A 17,339-nucleotide genomic window follows, 5' to 3' on the forward strand; every position below is an offset into this window, starting at 1 on the left:
AACTTTAGTTATTCGCATCGAACATAATCGGCAGGTTCTCTACTATGGGGAACCTGCTTCTTTAATATGGAACTGTATGAAAAGTACCGAACTAAATCTAATTCCTATATTTGTTGCTATCTATGAAGAGCAGAACTTATCTAGAGCTGCTAATCGCATGGATATAAGCCAACCAGCAGTGAGTAAAGCACTTGCAAGGTTGAGAGATATCTATGATGAGCCACTGTTTCATCGCACCACATCAGGCGTAGAGCCAACCACATTCGCTATTGATATCTATCCTGCAATGGCCGCTGCACTTAAAAACTTTACTTCTACCTTATCCGCATCAAGAGACTTCGATCCTAAAACCTCAGGCCGCGTGTTTTCCATTGCCTGCGTCTCGGCGGCGAGCTACGAAATGATGCCAAAAGTCATGCGGTTAATCAGCCAAGTCGCACCAGGTATCGCGTTAGAGGTTCATCCTCTGTTTACCGAAGACTATGAGTCTGATTTAAGGCTGCAAAGACACGACGTGATTGTTGATATGACGCCTAAAGGAAGAACCATGCTTAAGCACGAGGTGATTTCTACAGAAGAGCTGGTGGTGGTGTGTAGTAGTGATCATCCTACGGTTGGCGATACCATCGATATGGAACAGTTCTTAGCACTCGAGCATGTGGTGGTCTCTAGGTGGCATGCGCGCAAAAGCTTATTAAGCTCTGAGCACTATAGTGACCTTGAGAAACGTAGAATCGTGTATCGCGCAGCGGGCGTTGTAGAGATGCTTCCTGTTATCGAAGGCTCTGAGTACATCGGAGTAATGCCTATTTCATCAGTGCATTGTTTTGCTGAAAAGTACGCGGTAAAAACACTGCCATTGCCCTTCGAGTTGGAAGACCTCGATATGTGTATGATTTGGCATCCAAGCCGTACTAATGAACCAAGCCATAAGTGGTTACGAGCTAAGATCAAAGCGGCAGCAAAAGAGTTATCAAGTTAGCCTATACAAGGACATAGCCATGGACAGCATTCGCGTGATTTTAAACGGAAAGAAAGCCAATATCCCGGAATTAAGGCAAGCCATCTTTGCGGCGAGGGACAATGATATTGACCTGCAAGTTAGAGTGACTTGGGAATCGTCGGACATGTTTCGTTTGGTAAGCGAGGCAATATGCGATGGTGTTAAGCGTCTGATTGTTGTCGGTGGCGATGGAACGGTGAATGAAGCCGTTAACGCGCTCAACCAGTTCCGTGCCAGTGAAAGACCACAACTGGCGCTTATCCCAATGGGCACTGCGAATGATTTTGCTACCGCAACGGGAATACCTAACGATATTTCGGGTGCTTTTGAACTAGCGCTGGAAGGCAAGGCGTTTGCGGTGGATAGCGCGCGTGCGAATGACCGCTATTTTATGAATGTCGCTGCGGCGGGTTTTGGTGCTGAAGTCACAGCTGAAACGCCAGTCGAGCTTAAAGATTTTCTCGGTGGCGGTGCGTATACACTAACAGGTGTGGTGAAAGCACTTGGCTTTAAGCCCTACAGTGGCACGTTGCCCATAGACAAAGGCAGCTTTACCGGCGAGATCCTTGTTGGTGCTTTTTGTAATGGTCGCTTAGCGGGTGGAGGACAAGAGTTAGCACCCAATGCATTGATTGATGATCGCTGTTTACCCAGTCGGGTATCGAGCTATCACGCGCCACCATGGCAAGGTGGGTTATCCAAGTCAGTGAGAAGTTCGCCCCGCTGTATGTGGCCTTGAAGGAGAACCTACTTCAACAAGTGGTGGTTCAGGCGGATGAAACGCCGCTCAATGTGCTCAAAGAAGAGAAGCAGTGTTATATGTGGCTTTACTGCTCAGGCGCTGACTCGCCCGAAGCGGCACTGCCGAATGTGAAAAAATCGCCTTGTACGACTATCAAAACAGTCGCGCGAGGGTGTGCCCCGTGGACTTTTTAGGTGACTACAACGGTTATCTACAAACCGATGGCTACACGGCTTATCATGGTCTGCATCACGTCACTAATGTGGGGTGCTTAACGCAAGTTCATGGACGCGAAGAAGCTTCAAGGGGAAGGTAAATCGGGCAAGGCTGATAAAGTGCTGGCTAAACCCCAAAAGCTCTACGGGATAGAATCACGCTTAAAAGGTGCGCCTGCCGAAGAACGCAAAGCAGAGCGTTAAGCGTATGCCAAGCCGATACTGGATGAGCTTTACCAATGGATGACAACCCAGAAGGTGATAGGCTCTAGCCCACTAGGCAAAGCAATAAAGTACTAGCTCGGGCAATGGCCTAAACTCATTCGTTATATCGACGATGGTCACTTATCTATCGATAATAATCGCGCTGAACGCGCAATTAAGCCGCTGGTTATTGGCAGGAAAAATTGGCTATTCTCCAACACACCAAACGGTGCTGAGGCGAGCGCGATGCTTTACAGCATCATCGAGACCGCGAAAGCCAACGGTCTTATCCTCTAAGACTACATGGTCAAGTGCATGAAAGAGCTGGCGAAAGCAGAGCCTGATATCGACGCACTTCTACCTTGGACCTCTTCGGGTCAAGTCAAAACAGACCTCAACAATATTGGCTTTGGCCTCGAAACTTACGTTTGGTGCTAGCTATGCCATCAGACTCTAATAACATATTTGGGTTCTTTGATGAGTTTGAAGCTTCAGAAGGAGAGTCACAGCAACCCCCTATAGAGCTGTTTCAAGAACCCGTTGAAATTTAATCAACCCTAGATAGTCAGCCAAATAAGGTACAACAAGAAGTCTTTGTGATAAATAAAAAGCGACATCCACTCACGGTAGTGAATATATGTAGGGTCACGTCCTGCATAAGCGATTTATTCAAATTTAAAGAGTGAATTAATATCGCACCATAAAGAAAAAATACTTCAAATACTCCAGAAATGAGCATGGCTGAGCATAGGGATTCTCAGGTTTGATGATACCAATATCAGGTCAGATGGCCGAACACATTTATGGGTACAACCATGAATTTAACGCATCGCTCACTCATGGTTATCGCTATCACTGTTGCTCTTTCTGCGTGGGGTAGTGATGAAACCAGCTCACGTCCTATTAAGCCAGAACCGCTTCAGACATTACCAACAGAGCAGGTTTCAGTATCCATCGGGGACGCGACTCTTTTCGCAAATAGAGAGTCTGTTGTGATCAATACCTTAGCAGGTGACGAGCAACGCGTATCCATTGAAGCGTTTAAAGGAATCACTTACGCCGATCAACAACGTTTTCAGCACAGTCACTCCGTCAATTAGAAGACAATGCTGATAGCGCTATAGATGCGACACAATTTGGCGTCGTGTGCCCACAGCTTAAAATAACCCAGCAAGAGCAATCTGAAGATTGCTTGAATCTTAATATTTGGCGTCCTTCGGAGATCAATGGTTCAGAGTCATTACCCGTGTATGTCTTTATTCATGGTGGGGACTTTGAATATGGCGCAGGTTCTGATACCGACATTAACGGTGATACCGTCGTAGATAAAAGATACCATTCGATATACGGGTGGCGTTGGCGCTGGAAAGGCGAACCTCGATATTTTCAAAGAGTTCAGTATAGGTGCGTCGTACAACAAAACGATTCAATTCGGCACAAAAAACTCGGGAGTCGCTGCGCTTCAGCAGCTCCAGTTTCGAGTGGCAAACACACCATTGATGCTGGGTGTGAAACAGATTATTGGCCAGAGCTCGGTAGAGTTTGAGACCAGTAATGAAGATGTGAATAACGCTATCAATGGCGTTATTCAATATTTTATGGGCGAAAGCTCGGTGACCTCTGGGCTGGGTGTTGTCGCGGAATACGATAATGCGATTGATAATCGTTGGACCGTTTCTGCGTTTTATGGCCTGGGTAAAGCGACAGTAGAGGGCAGTCTGTCAGACGATGAAAGTGTCGATGCGTATGGTGCTGGATTTCGCTATCAGATAGCTTGCCGATATGGGTTACACATGGGGGTAGACCTCGCTTTTAGTGACGTTGACAGCGCGTTTTATATAACGGTTGGCAGTGGATTCTAATGATGGAAAGGTGGGTGTTAGTCAATCGATTGATTTTTCTACATGCAGCATAGTTTTCATAGCAATCATGAACTAGTATTTTTTTACAACAAACATAACAGGTATCAATATGAAAAATTACGACCCAAATGAATTGGACGCTACGCAAGTATTACTTGATGGTGTCGATACAGATAAACGTTCGACTTTGACTAAGTTAGCGGTTGGGGCTGCGGCACTGCCTTTTGCCTCTGTTTTACATGCAGCCCCTGAAAAACTGGTTGGCCAAAACATCAAACTGATGCCTAACGAGAAAGGGCCATTTGATATCGTTATCGAAAATGGCCGTGTTGTTGATCCTGAAACTGGACTCGACGCAATTCGTCACGTCGGTATTAAAGGTAAGCGTATTGCTGCAATCTCAGACAAAAAGCTGCAAGGCAAAACAATCATCGATGCTGAAGGTCTCGTGGTTGCACCTGGCTTTATCGATATGCACGCTCACGGACAACAACTTCCTGCTGCCCGTGCTCAAGCATTCGATGGCGTAACCACCGCTCTTGAGATGGAATCTGGTCTATTCCCAATCGGAACGTACTACGATATTACTGCTGCTGAAGGTCGCCCGATAAATTACGGCGCTTCTGTAGCATGGACTTACGCTCGTATTCAAGCAAAAGAACCTACGATGCCTGCTCCTGATGGTACGATTGTTTGGTTCCAGAAAGCTTTTTCTAAAAACAATTGGCAAAATACCCTAGCAACCCCAGATGAATTAAAACAAATTCTGGGCTCGGTTGAGCAAGGTCTTAAAGAGGGGGGCTTAGGCATTGGTATTAACGCGGGTTACGCACCAGGTTATGGCCACAAAGAGTACTATGATCTTGCTAAACTAGCAAAACGCTATGAAGTACCAACCTACACTCACGTTCGTTACCTAAACAGCGCAGAGCCACAATCAAGCTTTGAAGCATACCAAGAACTCATTAGCCTGTCGGCGACAACGGGTGCACACATGCACATTTGTCACCTCAACAGCACGTCAGTACAAGATATCGAAGATTGTGCCGATTTAGTTCAATCCGCCATTGATCAAGGTTTAGCCGTTACTACTGAAGCTTATCCTTATGGTGCTGGCTCTTCCGTTATTGGCGCAGAAGTTTTCCGTGGTGACGATTGGTTACAACGTTGGGGTGTACCAAGCGCTAGCTACATGGAAGCGAATGGTAAAGCACTAAACCAAGAAAAAGTCACTGAACTACAAGCATCAGCGCCCGGTACCGTGGTTGTCATGCACTTCTTAAAACCCGATGAGAACAAAGAAGATCGCGCTAAAATGGACCGTTCAGTATTGTTCCCAGGTGCAGCTATCGCTTCAGATGCAATGCCTTGGATGGATGATAAAGGCGTATTAATTGAAGGTGATGTATGGCCACTTCCAAGCAACGCAATAGCTCACCCTCGCTCACTTGCTTGTTTCTCTCGTTTTATTGAAAAATATGTCGAGGAATACAAAGCGGTAACACTAGTAGAAGCGATGGAAAGAACTAGCTTAAACGCATGTCGTATTCTTGAGGATGCTGTGCCACAAATGGCAAATAAAGGTCGTATTCAAGTAGGTAAAGATGCTGATTTAGCTATTTTCAAACTTGATGAAGTAAAAGCCGTTGCAACATTTGATAAACCAAATGCCCTTTCTACAGGCATGAAATACGTACTTGTAAACGGGACACCTATCATTGAAGCTGGTGAAATGTTGTTAGATTCAAACCCAGGTGAAGCGGTTCGCAACAAAGTTACTGGCTAAGTTATCCTGACTTAAAAGGTTGGGCATTAGCTCAACCTTTTTTATTGCTTACCGAGTAAATATAGACAACGAAAATCGAAAGAGAGCATGCTATGAGCAAGAAGCCTATTCCAGTAACAATTTTAGCCGGATTTTTAGGAGCAGGGAAAACGACCCTACTAAACCATATATTAACCAATGCAAATGGAATGCGCATGGCTGTGATCGTCAATGATTTTGGATCAATCAATGTTGATGCGGAGTTAGTTAAATCTGAAAGTGAAAATATGATCAGCCTAGAGAATGGCTGTATCTGTTGTAACCTTGCAGAAGGACTAGTCGTTTCGGTAATGCGTTTACTCGCATTAGAGGAACGCCCAGACCATATTATTGTTGAAACTTCAGGTATCGCAGAACCCAAAGAAGTGGCACTTCAATTTGAAGATCCGGAACTGCAAGCACACGCACCTTTAAATGCAATCGTGACGACGATCGATGCGGAAAACATTTTAGGGCTAGAAGGCCCAATGGAGACGTTGTCGAAGCAGCAAATTCAAGTGGCTGACATTGTTCTGGTTAATAAAGTTGACCTAGTCGATGCTGATAAACTAGAGCAAGTCAAAGCATGGTGCCGAGTACAAGCTCCGTTTGCTAAATTGATTGATATTTCATTCGGCGAAGTGGATTTACCTATCTTATTTGATGCCCCTGAAAGTACGCGCTTTGTCACTAACAAAATAGCGGGTGATCAAAGGGAATGCCAGCACCATGATTGTCATGATGAGCACTGTCATCACGTGAACCATGATTTCGAAACATTCAGCTTTGAAACTGATCAACCGCTTAATCTACAAAGTTTGTATCCTCTACTGCAACAGTTTTCAATTGATGCTTATCGCATGAAAGGTATTTTAAATTTAACCGATCGTCCTGATCATCGCTGTGTATTTCAGTGCACGGGCCAGCGAGCCAATGTGACGGTTGGAGATGCATGGGAAGATGATGAATCTCGTTCGTCACGGTTAGTCTTCATTGGACCTAAAGGTGGCCTTGATAAAGAGAGTATGCGTAAAAAACTGAACGCACTGGTGGCGTAGTTAGAACGGAAATGGAGTAGATGGCAAGCCTATCAACCTAGCGCTTGCCTATACCTAGCTTACCTCTGCCTACTTTGCATTGACTCATCCTAAGCATCCTTATCTTATTGAATTATTGGCTACTTTCGATTCTATTCGGTTTTTCCAAATCCATATTGCTCATTCCCCTCGCCATCTGAAACAAAATAGTCTTATCGATTTTCGAGACTCTGTTCATCAGTACCTTCTCAGAATCGGTTAACGTCAAAAAGCAGATAAAGACTCAATCGTGGGTTATTGGGGCGTGTTGATCAGCGATTGTTAGCTCGATGGTTAGTCCTCAATGATGGAATCAAAATGACGACTAAATATAGAATAAACCATGATTTGTCCCGCCATAATCGCGCCAAACATCAGCAAGGCGGACAGACCAATATTCGGAATGGGTAAAATGGAGGTCGCAAAGAAGGACTCACTTGCTCCGACAATGATTCGACTACCGGGGACAAGAATGATGATCCCTTGAATAATGTATATGAGTGGTGGAACGTGACGCAATTTTCCCATCCCCAACCCGTAAAGCGTAATGAGTATTGTGCTTACCCATGTACCTACAACCCAATCGGAAGTAAACCAATGTGGCCCCCACATGCCAATTGCCGCGACAGGAAGGCCTAAGAGAATTTCTGTCATACTTGCGTTGAAAATAAGGCCAATAGCGACAGAAATCCCGATCAGTGCGGTGACATGAAGAACGAATGGGATTTCATCAATAAATACCGGTACCGATAATGGTTGATTGATTATGTTGGCTAAGCCTAACCCCATAACAATGCCGATGAATATTTTCATTACTATGAGTGCGCTTTGTGCAAGCAGTTCGATACCTGACCGAAAGTCATTGAGAGCAAGACTGGCTAAACCGTTGGTGACGGTTAACCCAGGAATAAAAAGGACAATGGAAGAAATGCACAGTGCCAATGTTGGTAAGCCGGGAATCTGTGCCGCTATCATACCGGTTAAAAAACTGGCTACTAAGGCGACAAAGAACTCGACAAGAATGCTTCTTGGCCCAGTCAGGAAAATTTGTGCTAGCCAGGCTATAGCGCCCAGAATAATGGATAAACCGACCGCCAGATAAGTACTGCCAACTAACATTAAATAACATGGCGGAAGCAATAAATTGGCAAAGCACAAGGTACGATTCGAGTAGGTTTCTGAACCTTCGTAATGGGAATGAGTCGAAAACCCTTTAAGCGTTGCGACTAAATCACGTAAGTTAACCGAGGGTGGTTTTTTGTTTTCCATCACGACTTTTTGCGTGGGTTGCTCAAAAATAGTGATGACTTTTGTCGGGGTCACATCAATAGAGACATCAATGTTCTGGCGTTTTGCATAAGCTTGAGTGTATTGAGCTACCGAGTAAGGCGCACAACCAGATTGATGTAATCGGTCCGAAAAGCTCAAAATTTCTTGCTGGCATTGTTCGATATGATTTGTTTGTTTCATTCTGTTTGTTTCTCAATCACCAAGGCGATATATGTTTGAGGGGCATTCTAATTCAATAGTATCCTCATTCAAGCGTAACCAATAGTCGTGTATAGAGGACGGGCCCCTACAAACGAACAAGGCAATGGTTAAAAAGATAGGATTCATTGAATGAGAGGTTATCAGTTTATCGTTGAGGTAAATCAGTCATTGTTGAAGCTGCAACCTCAAAAATAGATCCGCTCACGCAGCTATTTGAAGGCGTAAAACTCCAAATCCATGAGGTGATTGATTTAACTCTGAGGCTTTTAGAAAAGCTCGGTAATGAGTAAAGGAAACTAATATTTAGGAAATGGAAGCCTAAATAAGATTGATGATGAGCGTTAGAATCACAACTAGAATGGAACCGACATAAGCAATTTCAATAATGTTTGAATCAATCCAGTTGCAGTATGCTTGAATTGCTAAACTCAGTTTGTTTTTCATAATGGCCTTTGGAAAATTAACCGAAATCTACTGTAAATAATAGCTTATTATGAGTGAGCTTTGATGACGGTTTCAAAGGTTCCTTAGCGCTAACAGTGTGATTGCGGCGCTCACGTATTAACAATATCGTCCCGTGGGTTCATGGGGCGGATACAGTCGATAAGGTTTAAGAGCAGAAAGTTGGGCTAAAAAAGAGCCGCTTATTTGTGGTTCATCGCGGCTTTCCAAGAAGTAGTCGGTATCTCGATACCCATACCCCATTCGCTTGATTAGTTTTATCTTGTTGTTTATCCCTTCTAGGGTGCAGGTGTTTAGCGGATAACTTGCCGATGCGATAATACCGTGAAGATAAGGACTCAGTTTTCGTGCGAACTCTTTCAATGGCTTAATTCCACTCTCTTGTACTTGTGCCCACCACGCCTCCCAGAGCCCTTTAGCATGTGCTTCTGATTCACAATACCAAAGCTCTTTGAGTTGTGCCCCGAGTATATAAGTGGTCATTAAGTCCTTATTGATATTCAATATTTCTGTAAGATAGCTGTCTTGCCGTGGATTTAAGTTGCCTCTATTTTTCAACAACACCCAGCGTGAGGGCTTGACCCATTGCCTCGCTTTTTTATCTTGCTTGAGTTTGTTGGCTTGGTCGACTCTGACTCTATCCATTACCTCACGACCGAACTTAGCAACAACATGGAATAAGTCGTAAACGATTTTTGCGTTCGGGCAGTGCGCTTGAACTTCAAGGTCAAAAGCCGTATTCATGTCCATCGCGACCGCTTCGATATTATTGCCATGCTTGCCTAACAGCTCGAAGAACGGTCGTATGTCCTTGCGGCTACGGCCTAACCCTATCCAAATGACTTGGTGAGTCTTAGCGTCAGCAATGACCGTGGCATACCGATGTCCTTTAAAGATAGCGAACTCATCCATGACGAGTTGCCTTAGCCCCTCCCATTTCACTGACGGTACCACTTGGCGAAGTCGGCGTTTATCTATCTCTTTAATGGTGTGCCAATGTACGCTTGTTAACTGGGAGATATGCTTAATGGGAAGAAGAGGCAGCAGTTGTTCTATATAACTTTTTAAGCGCTTCGTTATACGAGCATAAGGCTCTAACCAAGATAGAGACTCTGTTTTTATGCCGCAGTCACGACACTTGATTCTTCGTGTTTGAACGGAAAGTTCAACAGGAACACCGAGCAACATGGCCTCTTTTACATGACGCCATTGATACTCATGAATAGCCTCGGCCTCGAGACCACAAAGGCACTTAGCCTCAGAGTTAGGTTTAAGAGTCAGGGTAATAAGTGATGCTGTCTGGTGAGACTTTACTATTTGAAAGCCTTCCCAGAATGAAGATAGGAAAGTATGATTCGGCATGAAAACGGTAGTTTGTGTATGATTTTTGTTTGGCGACTAAACCATGTCACTTACTACCGTTTTTGTTTTTAGTTCCCGCTAATGCGCGATGAACCTTATTTGTTTCGACCTAGTGAGTCAGAAACAGATAAACGGCTCTTTTATTGAGTGGGTGCTGGATTCGAAATCTAGCTCACGAAACCTTAGAGATTGAGTCTACTCAGTGATCTCTTGCAGCACTTCTCCGATTGACCCGCTTGGTTGGGTGATACCCAGTTTGTTCGAAAGCGTTGGCGCAATGTCATATGGCGTCACTGCTCGCGATACCTTCTTAGCTTCAACGTCGTAGCCTGCAAAGATCACAGGCACATGAGTGTCGTATTTCCACGGAGAACCATGTGTAGAGGCAATTTGGAGGCCTTCCATGTCGTTAATGTAGCTGCGCGGTGCAAATACTACGTACACGTCGCCAGAACGAGCAGGGTGGTAGTTGTTTTTAATTAGCTGCATCACATGCGTATCCGGTACTCGGTTAGCCGCAATGTCACTACTTGATACAGCAAACGCAACACCTTTCACTTTTGCAATTTCATCCGCAATAGCTTCTTGGACCTTAGCCAGATCAAGCTTCTTCTCAGCGATCAGATCATGATTCAGATAGATGTAAGGTTGTGCGTACAAGCGAATCGCGTCTTTGGTTAAACCAAATTCATCCTTCAATCGTTTCTCAACACCACTCGAGAGTAGTGTGTCTTTATTGAAGTATTGAGCTTGATTGAAACCAAGCGCATTTGCCGCAGGTGAAGATTCAGGTACACCGTGGTCGGCAGACAGCACAATCAATGTGTTTTCTAGCCCGACTTGGTTATCCACGGTTTTGAAAAGCTTAGCGAGAGTCTTATCAAGTCGGATAAGGTTGTCTTCTGTTTCTAGGCTTTCAGGGCCGTAAAGGTGCACCACGTAGTCATTTGATGAGAAACTCACTGACAGATAATCGGTCACGTCGCCTTGGCCAAGCTTCTCTTGCATCAACAAGGTGCTAGCGAAGTTTTCCGTGATTTCGTCACCAGCAGGGCTGACGGTTAGCGTTGTGCTGTAGTACTTGTAACTTGCCGGGCCATAAGGATGAGGGAAGGTGCGTTGGAAGTCACCGAGTTTCACTTTGTGTTCGGTATCGTGTTCTTGCAACGTGTACTTATCACGCGGTAATGAGAGCTCCCATTTCTGTTTGGAATACTGAGCAGCAATCGCTTTCTCGTTCCAGCGTGATACCCAATCTGGATACTCGTCATAGTAATAGTTACTGGTGACAAACTCCGATTGTGCTTTGGAGAACCAGAAGGCTTTACCACTGTGTCCTGCCAATGAGATTGCGCCGCGGTCTTTCACTGATAAACCGAATACTTTTGATTTGCCACTATTGGAAATCGTCAGTTCGTCACCAAACGTGGTGGAGAGTATTGGCTCTGGAGAGCGGCCATCGCCTTGTGCTGTCTTCTGCGTTGGGTCGATCTCTGTTGCTTTATCGACACCTGCACCAGAGGTCAGCATTTGGTAGTTACCGTCTTCTACGTTATACACCAAACGTTCTTCGCTACGGTCATACCAAACATTACCTACCATGCCGTGTACGCTCGGTGGAGCACCTGTTGCAAGCGACACATGGCCCACGATCGTTTCCGTGTTGCCATGTTGGTAGTTTGCGTTGGTGTAGTAGGTACCATCATCCATTAAGTACCGGAAACCGCCTTCACCGAAGTTGTGCTTATATCGTTCGATTAGATCTGCGCGCAGGCCATCTACCGTGATTTGAAGGACTAGATTTGGCTTTTCCTCAGCTGAAGCTGGGAGAGCGCAGAGTAACGCGAGGGTTAGTCCTGAAAGCTTGGTGTATTGCATAGAGTTTCCTTATTCACTGTTGCCGCTGAGTTCTAATGTTTGGTCAGGTTTCCAACGTTTGGCCAGATTTGTAACGTGTGTGCAGTGCGAATCGTATTTTTAGTATTGTTGGTGACGATTAGTGAACCATAACCTTCGGCATCTTTAGTTAGTTCGCTTCGTTAGCTAGTTCACATCCTTAACTAAACGCAGCCCCATATCTGACATAGTGATCGATTGGCTTGCGAAGTCACGACGGTAACTTTCAGATTCATTTTCGTCATAAGCAAAGCTGCCACCGCGAACCGATTTGTGTGATAAACCGACGTCGCTGTGTTTTGCGTTGTTAGGGTTGTCTGTTGGACCGAATCGGTAGAAGGTGTCATCGAAGGCATCGATAACAAACTCGCCCACGTTTCCTGTCATGTCATATAAGCCTAGTTCATTTGGTTTCTTTAGCCCGACTGGATGTGCGCTATTTTTAGAATTTGCTGAGTACCACGCAACATCATCTAAGTTATTGGAACCACTATAAGTATAGCCTTTACTTTTATTGCCACCTTTGGCTGCAAATTCCCATTCAGCTTCAGTAGGCAGACGGTATTCTTCACCCGTTAATTCATTCAACTGCTCAACAAAATAGTTTGCTTGCTGCCAACTAAGGTTATTGACCGGAACTTGTGGGTTTTGGAAATAACTGAGAGATGAACCCATCACCGATTCGAACAATTCTTGAGTCACCTCAAACTTCGCAATATAGAAACTATCTACAGTTACATTACGTGCAGGACGCTCTGCTTTGGTCGCTTCTGGACCGTTCGACCCCATGGTGAATGTGCCGCCTTCAACCAACACCATCTCTTGGTCAATTTGTTGGGCGATGGGGTGTGTAGGCACGCTTGCACAGCCACTCAGAAGGATAGTCATGGTGACGCTGCTAATTGTTGCTAACTGTTTGTAATTAAGAAATTTCATCACGTGCCTCAGATGTTCGAAATAGGGTCTAATTCTAACGTTTAAGGTCATTCCTATTGGTTATAAAGGGTATAACATGTCACCTGATCGAATAGGAATTATGATGGGTCCAGAATACTAAAATAGGTAGGTAAATCATGCATATTACTCAAGGTCCACAATATAACGGTAAAGCGTCTAAGCGCTTGCATGTCATGGCTAAGCCGATTGGCGCAGCATGCAACATTGACTGTAAATATTGTTACTACCTAAGTAAGCAAGATTTGTTGGAGTACAAGAAAGGCAGTTCTCCAAGAATGGATGATGAGACGTTAGAAACCTACATCCGACAATACATCGAAGGTCAAAACACGCCAGAAATTATCTTCTCATGGCAGGGTGGTGAACCTACCATGCTTGGTTTGGCCTATTTTGAACGTGTGGTTGAACTACAGAAGAAGTACCAACCTGAAGGTGTATTGATTTCAAACGACTTACAAACCAATGGCACGTTACTGAATGACGATTGGGGACAGTTCTTAGCAAAGAATAACTTCTTGGTCGGCTTAAGTATTGATGGCCCAGAGATGCTGCATAACGCCTACCGTACTAACCGAGCCGGTCGTGGTACGTTCAAACAAGTGATGGCGGCTGTTGAGCTGTTGCACAAGCACCAAGTGAAATTCGCGACGTTAACCTGCGTGAACAACCTGACCAGTCAAAATGCACTAGAAGTGTACCGATTCTTACGTGATGTGGTGAAGTCGCCACAAATGCAGTTTATCCCTATCGTTGAGCAAAAAACCTTTAGAACGGTTGCACCACAAACATCCCAAGTAAGCGAGCAGCTTAAACAAGGCGACAAACGCCTGATCCCCGGCCATAAAGATTCAATCATGGAATCGTGGTGTGTGTCGGACTTGGCTTGGGGTAACTTCTTGATTTCTGTGTTTGACGAGTGGGCCAAGAACGACATCGGCAAGGTGTTTGTTCAGTATTTTGAAGCGAGCGTAGAAACATGGATTGGGCGTCCGAACCCACTGTGTACCTTGAATGAGATATGCGGAAAGGGCTTGGCAATGGAGCCAAATGGCGACGTATTTTCATGCGACCATTATGTTTACCCTGAATACAAGATTGGCAATATTCATCACGAGAAACTTGATGATTTGGCGTACAGCGCACCACAGCAAAAGTTTGGTTTTGCTAAATCCCGTACACTGACCAGTCAATGTCAGCAGTGTGATTACAAGTTCGCTTGTCATGGTGAGTGCCCTAAGAACCGCTTTATCAAAACTCGTGTAGGTGAACCGGGTTTGAACTACTTATGTGCTGGTTGGCATAAGTTCTTTTCTCATGTCGATAAGTCGATGGCGTACATCGCTCGCGCGATGGGGCATCCGGTTGCTCATGGTAAATTCAGCGACTCAGTATTGATGGCGCATCGAGCAAAACAGGCGCAACAAGCTACGTTCGAGACCAAGTTTTAACTCGTTCTTTGGATCAACAGGTCCAAGAAAAATTTAATCAGATACGAGTCTAAGGACAGGCTAAGTTCTCCAGTTTAAGGTAATACTATGATGAAGAAGAGTTTAGCGACGGCTGTTGCTTTATTGATTTCAACGTCCGCATTAATTTCAACGTCTGCGATGGCTGCGAATAGCGTTCAACAAACGGTTGACGCGCCAGCACAAAATATCAATCAAGTGCTTGAAATGACGGACACTCAAACCCGCATTCAACAGTTGTCTTACATGGCACAAGATCAGAATCAATCTGTTGAAAATCGTACTGGTGCACTGCAAGAGCTTGCTTCATATCCAAGCCAAAATGCGCTGGTGGCGGTGGCAAGAGGCTTAAAAGATCAAAACCCTGAAGTTCGTGAAGCGGCGGTTATCGGTTCTGAACCTTACCAACTTGAACATCGCTGGGCGTTAGTTTCACCCTTGCTAAAAGACAGCGATACCATGGTTCGCCATACGGCAACGTCAAACCTAGTCCGTGACTTCAATGCATTGGATGACGAGCAGAAAGCACAAATTGAACCACCAGTCATAGAGCTTATTAGCTTCTTGGAAACGCAAGAATCTGAAAAGTACCAATTACTGTTTGCTGATGTGCTTCGTTGGCACAATGACTGGGATAAGGCGGAAACGGTTTATCTAGAGCTGATCAATACGCATCCAAAAGAAGCGCAAGTTTGGTTGAGCTACGCAGATAATTTTCGAGCTCAGAACAAAGATAAGCAAGCAGTCGAAGTATTAGATCGTGGTTTGGAGAGCGTGCCAAACAACGCCGCTCTGCATTATTCGAAATCGTTGACTCTGGTTCGCCTTGAAGACAAAACTGCGGCAGCCAAAGAGATTGAAGTGGCTGCGAAGCTAGCGAAAGATAACAGCTACTACTGGTACCTAAATGGGGTATTACAAGAAGAGTTGGATATCGACAAGTCGACGAAATCGTTCGAGAAAGCATATTTGATCTCTGGTTCTCCAGAGCAGCTATACGCGGTATGCGATATCTATGTGCGCTACGGAAATGAAAAGACCGATGATTGCTTAGGTGAGCTAGGTAAAGTAGCTACTGACTATGTTATTGATCAGTTGAAAGATAAACGAGTAGCGCCAAGCTCATAATATCCTAATGAGTAATTAGCGAAGCCTATAATGAAAAGCCAGTCGACACGTTCGACTGGCTTTTTCGCATCCATGAACTGCTTAGACGAGGTTCAAGCAACTAAAGACAAAATAAGGGCAAGCCTGTTACTTGCCCATTTCGTTTTATTATTCACCCATAGAGCTTGATGCACGGCGTCTGTCGGTCGCGCCATAGATCTTGCCATCTTTGACTTCAATGGCATTCAAGCCACTGACGACTGGAATGACATGCACCGGATAACCGAGCTGCATGAACTCTGGTACTAACATTTCGGCGTAGGTTTTCTTTTCGACGAGCAAACCCGTTGGGTCGTAAGGTTTGGTGCGATCAATCTTGGTCTTTGTCTTTTTGGTAAAACAGCGCAAAAGTACCGCCGCCAATCCCAGTCATATCCGGTTCAACCACCGACATTGTCATCTGCATCGCCACCATTGCATCGACTGCATTACCTCCTTGCTTGAGTACCGAATACCCAGTGCTGCTTACATATGGATTCGTTGCACTTACCATAAACTCTTCGCCAGTTTCGTCTGGCGTAATTGGAAAAGGATTTGGGTTAGAAGACGAAACTCAACATGATGGTATAAAGGACGGCATCTTTGTCATCAAAACCAGTAAGTGCGTTGAAATTCTCAACAAAGGCACCGTTTGCTTTACGAGCCTCAAAATATTGCACTTCGCCATTGATGGAGACGTTAGGTAACACATCGTAATCCACACCAATTAGGTAGCTGTTTCCTGTTAGGTGTTCGTGAGAATCAAACTCTGCTCCGTAAACGACGTATGGAGTGAATAAATCTAGTCTGTAGCCCAAACTAGCGTACATCGAGGACGAGATGTTACTGATTTGTCCTTCACTTGCAAGCACCGCTTGACCTAATTCATACTCAACACCTAACGACCAAAGTTGAATGTGTTGGTTGCCTTGTTTGCTACTGAATGGAGCTGTTATCGAAGTCCCAGGGATTGTAATCGTGCCAGAAACGGTTTGATCAAAATTGGAGTCGAGGAATGACAAGTTCCAACGATAGTTTTCACCGCTCAATTGAAGATTGGCACCGAACATTCGGTTGGTTTCAAATTCCAGTTTTGTAGTCGAGTTGAAATCTACGTCATTTTTATCTTTTATGCCGATAAACGGAGTAAGTAAAAGAGTAGCTTCGTCACTGACATCGTGAGTCCAGCTCACTTTTATGCCATTGAAAGCTGTGATTCCGAGAACGCTGTTATACACCTCTGTAGGTGGCCTCGCGGTCATATAGGCTTGGCCTACATAGTAGTACTCAGAGGCAAGGAACAGTGGCAGTCGTAATCGACCAATGCTGACATCAAAGTCATTAAATTCATAACCTAAGTAAGCCCACTCTAGCTGCGGCTCACTCCAATCATATTGGGGTGGCTTGACAACTTGCACGGAAGCTTTGAATGAGTTGTAGAAGTAATCGAGTTGAACACCAAATGTGGTATCACAGTCGTAACAGCTCTCATCAGTAAAACCGCGGTTGATGATTAATGGATTATCGTTATCCGATGTTGCCCAAGACGTTGAGCCAAAGCCACTCAAGGATAAATTATCGGTAAGTTCGATATTCGCAAAAGCCGGAGAGGCCATTGAGGCACATAACACTGACGTAATTATTCTTTTCATA

The 17,339-nt window shown here is 44.8% G+C and carries 15 protein-coding genes and 2 pseudogenes; 10 read left to right on the forward strand and 7 right to left on the reverse strand.

All coding sequences use genetic code 11. The annotated features are described in order from the left end of the window. Positions 1–76 precede the first annotated feature (76 nt). From LMH68_RS20055 to LMH68_RS20090, 8 genes and pseudogenes are all read left to right on the forward strand, one after another. Entirely contained in the window at positions 77–982 is a 906-nt protein-coding gene (locus LMH68_RS20055; protein WP_017059228.1) for a LysR family transcriptional regulator, read from the forward strand. A 19-nt stretch (positions 983–1,001) separates the two neighbouring features. Then, positions 1,002–1,742 carry a lipid kinase YegS gene (yegS, locus tag LMH68_RS20060; protein ID WP_108111935.1) on the forward strand — a complete coding sequence of 247 codons (741 nt, stop codon included), beginning with the start codon at positions 1,002–1,004 and terminating at the stop codon, positions 1,740–1,742. Continuing rightward, a pseudogene (gene tnpC, locus LMH68_RS20065) lies at positions 1,643–2,602 on the forward strand (IS66 family transposase); the annotation flags it as partial. The gene yegS and the pseudogene tnpC, both read left to right, overlap by 100 nt. Positions 2,603–2,979: 377 nt before the next feature. Next, complete coding sequence (locus LMH68_RS20070; protein WP_017062010.1) at positions 2,980–3,264, forward strand: hypothetical protein; 285 nt, start codon at positions 2,980–2,982, stop codon at positions 3,262–3,264. A 44-nt stretch (positions 3,265–3,308) separates the two neighbouring features. Then, positions 3,309–3,710 carry a carboxylesterase family protein gene (locus LMH68_RS20075; RefSeq protein WP_229648126.1) on the forward strand — a complete coding sequence of 134 codons (402 nt, stop codon included), beginning with the start codon at positions 3,309–3,311 and terminating at the stop codon, positions 3,708–3,710. Continuing rightward, a complete protein-coding gene (locus LMH68_RS20080; RefSeq protein ID WP_229648125.1) occupies positions 3,673–4,026 on the forward strand; it encodes a hypothetical protein in 354 nt (117 codons plus the stop codon). Before LMH68_RS20075 ends, LMH68_RS20080 begins: the two co-directional genes overlap by 38 nt. Positions 4,027–4,135: 109 nt before the next feature. Beyond that, on the forward strand, positions 4,136–5,812 hold the full coding sequence (locus LMH68_RS20085) for an amidohydrolase family protein (RefSeq protein WP_017062008.1): 1,677 nt from the start codon (positions 4,136–4,138) through the stop codon (positions 5,810–5,812). A 92-nt stretch (positions 5,813–5,904) separates the two neighbouring features. Continuing rightward, on the forward strand, positions 5,905–6,888 hold the full coding sequence (locus LMH68_RS20090) for a CobW family GTP-binding protein (RefSeq protein ID WP_108202790.1): 984 nt from the start codon (positions 5,905–5,907) through the stop codon (positions 6,886–6,888). A gap of 312 nt (positions 6,889–7,200) precedes the next feature. On the opposite strand, the gene LMH68_RS20095 is transcribed toward LMH68_RS20090, so the two are convergent. From LMH68_RS20095 to LMH68_RS20110, 4 genes are all read right to left on the reverse strand, one after another. Continuing rightward, positions 7,201–8,376, reverse strand: coding sequence for a threonine/serine exporter family protein (locus LMH68_RS20095; protein ID WP_229648124.1), 1,176 nt, complete (start codon positions 8,374–8,376; stop codon positions 7,201–7,203). A gap of 582 nt (positions 8,377–8,958) precedes the next feature. Next, positions 8,959–10,221 (reverse strand): ISL3 family transposase, encoded by a 1,263-nt coding sequence (locus LMH68_RS20100; RefSeq protein WP_413755809.1) that lies wholly within the window; start codon positions 10,219–10,221, stop codon positions 8,959–8,961. Between the two features lie 195 nt (positions 10,222–10,416). Next, positions 10,417–12,099, reverse strand: coding sequence for an alkaline phosphatase family protein (locus LMH68_RS20105; protein WP_108099174.1), 1,683 nt, complete (start codon positions 12,097–12,099; stop codon positions 10,417–10,419). A gap of 165 nt (positions 12,100–12,264) precedes the next feature. Further along, a complete protein-coding gene (locus tag LMH68_RS20110) occupies positions 12,265–13,053 on the reverse strand; it encodes a formylglycine-generating enzyme family protein (protein WP_017060470.1) in 789 nt (262 codons plus the stop codon). Between the two features lie 137 nt (positions 13,054–13,190). Here LMH68_RS20110 and LMH68_RS20115 point away from each other — a divergent pair, with 137 nt between their 5' ends. Together LMH68_RS20115 and LMH68_RS20120 are read left to right on the forward strand one after the other, a co-directional pair. Beyond that, complete coding sequence (locus LMH68_RS20115) at positions 13,191–14,522, forward strand: anaerobic sulfatase maturase (protein ID WP_136979495.1); 1,332 nt, start codon at positions 13,191–13,193, stop codon at positions 14,520–14,522. 87 nt (positions 14,523–14,609) lie between these two features. Then, positions 14,610–15,668, forward strand: a complete 1,059-nt coding sequence (locus LMH68_RS20120; protein ID WP_229648366.1) for a HEAT repeat domain-containing protein — start codon at positions 14,610–14,612, stop codon at positions 15,666–15,668. Between the two features lie 147 nt (positions 15,669–15,815). Here the strand turns inward: LMH68_RS20120 and LMH68_RS20125 are convergent. From LMH68_RS20125 to LMH68_RS20135, 3 genes and pseudogenes are all read right to left on the reverse strand, one after another. Then, positions 15,816–16,028, reverse strand: a pseudogene (locus tag LMH68_RS20125) (gamma-glutamyltransferase); the annotation flags it as partial. Then, complete coding sequence (locus tag LMH68_RS20130) at positions 16,018–16,200, reverse strand: gamma-glutamyltransferase (RefSeq protein ID WP_029222748.1); 183 nt, start codon at positions 16,198–16,200, stop codon at positions 16,018–16,020. The gene LMH68_RS20130 and the pseudogene LMH68_RS20125, both read right to left, overlap by 11 nt. 46 nt (positions 16,201–16,246) lie before the next feature. Beyond that, entirely contained in the window at positions 16,247–17,338 is a 1,092-nt protein-coding gene (locus tag LMH68_RS20135; RefSeq protein ID WP_229648367.1) for a sulfate ABC transporter permease, read from the reverse strand. Between the last annotated feature and the right edge of the window lies 1 nt (position 17,339).

It is taken from the genome of Vibrio sp. F13 (assembly GCF_020806305.2).
Classification (GTDB): Bacteria; Pseudomonadota; Gammaproteobacteria; order Enterobacterales; family Vibrionaceae; genus Vibrio; species Vibrio crassostreae_C.

Coding starts and splice junctions, on each gene's coding strand:
- LMH68_RS20055 (WP_017059228.1), top strand. CDS start 77: ATGAAAAGTACCGAACTAAATCTAATTCCTATATTTGTTGCTATCTAT.
- yegS (WP_108111935.1), top strand. CDS start 1,002: ATGGACAGCATTCGCGTGATTTTAAACGGAAAGAAAGCCAATATCCCG.
- LMH68_RS20070 (WP_017062010.1), top strand. CDS start 2,980: ATGAATTTAACGCATCGCTCACTCATGGTTATCGCTATCACTGTTGCT.
- LMH68_RS20085 (WP_017062008.1), top strand. CDS start 4,136: ATGAAAAATTACGACCCAAATGAATTGGACGCTACGCAAGTATTACTT.
- LMH68_RS20090 (WP_108202790.1), top strand. CDS start 5,905: ATGAGCAAGAAGCCTATTCCAGTAACAATTTTAGCCGGATTTTTAGGA.
- LMH68_RS20095 (WP_229648124.1), bottom strand. CDS start 8,376: ATGAAACAAACAAATCATATCGAACAATGCCAGCAAGAAATTTTGAGC.
- LMH68_RS20100 (WP_413755809.1), bottom strand. CDS start 10,221: ATGCCGAATCATACTTTCCTATCTTCATTCTGGGAAGGCTTTCAAATA.
- LMH68_RS20105 (WP_108099174.1), bottom strand. CDS start 12,099: ATGCAATACACCAAGCTTTCAGGACTAACCCTCGCGTTACTCTGCGCT.
- LMH68_RS20110 (WP_017060470.1), bottom strand. CDS start 13,053: ATGAAATTTCTTAATTACAAACAGTTAGCAACAATTAGCAGCGTCACC.
- LMH68_RS20115 (WP_136979495.1), top strand. CDS start 13,191: ATGCATATTACTCAAGGTCCACAATATAACGGTAAAGCGTCTAAGCGC.
- LMH68_RS20120 (WP_229648366.1), top strand. CDS start 14,610: ATGATGAAGAAGAGTTTAGCGACGGCTGTTGCTTTATTGATTTCAACG.
- LMH68_RS20130 (WP_029222748.1), bottom strand. CDS start 16,200: ATGGTAAGTGCAACGAATCCATATGTAAGCAGCACTGGGTATTCGGTA.
- LMH68_RS20135 (WP_229648367.1), bottom strand. CDS start 17,338: ATGAAAAGAATAATTACGTCAGTGTTATGTGCCTCAATGGCCTCTCCG.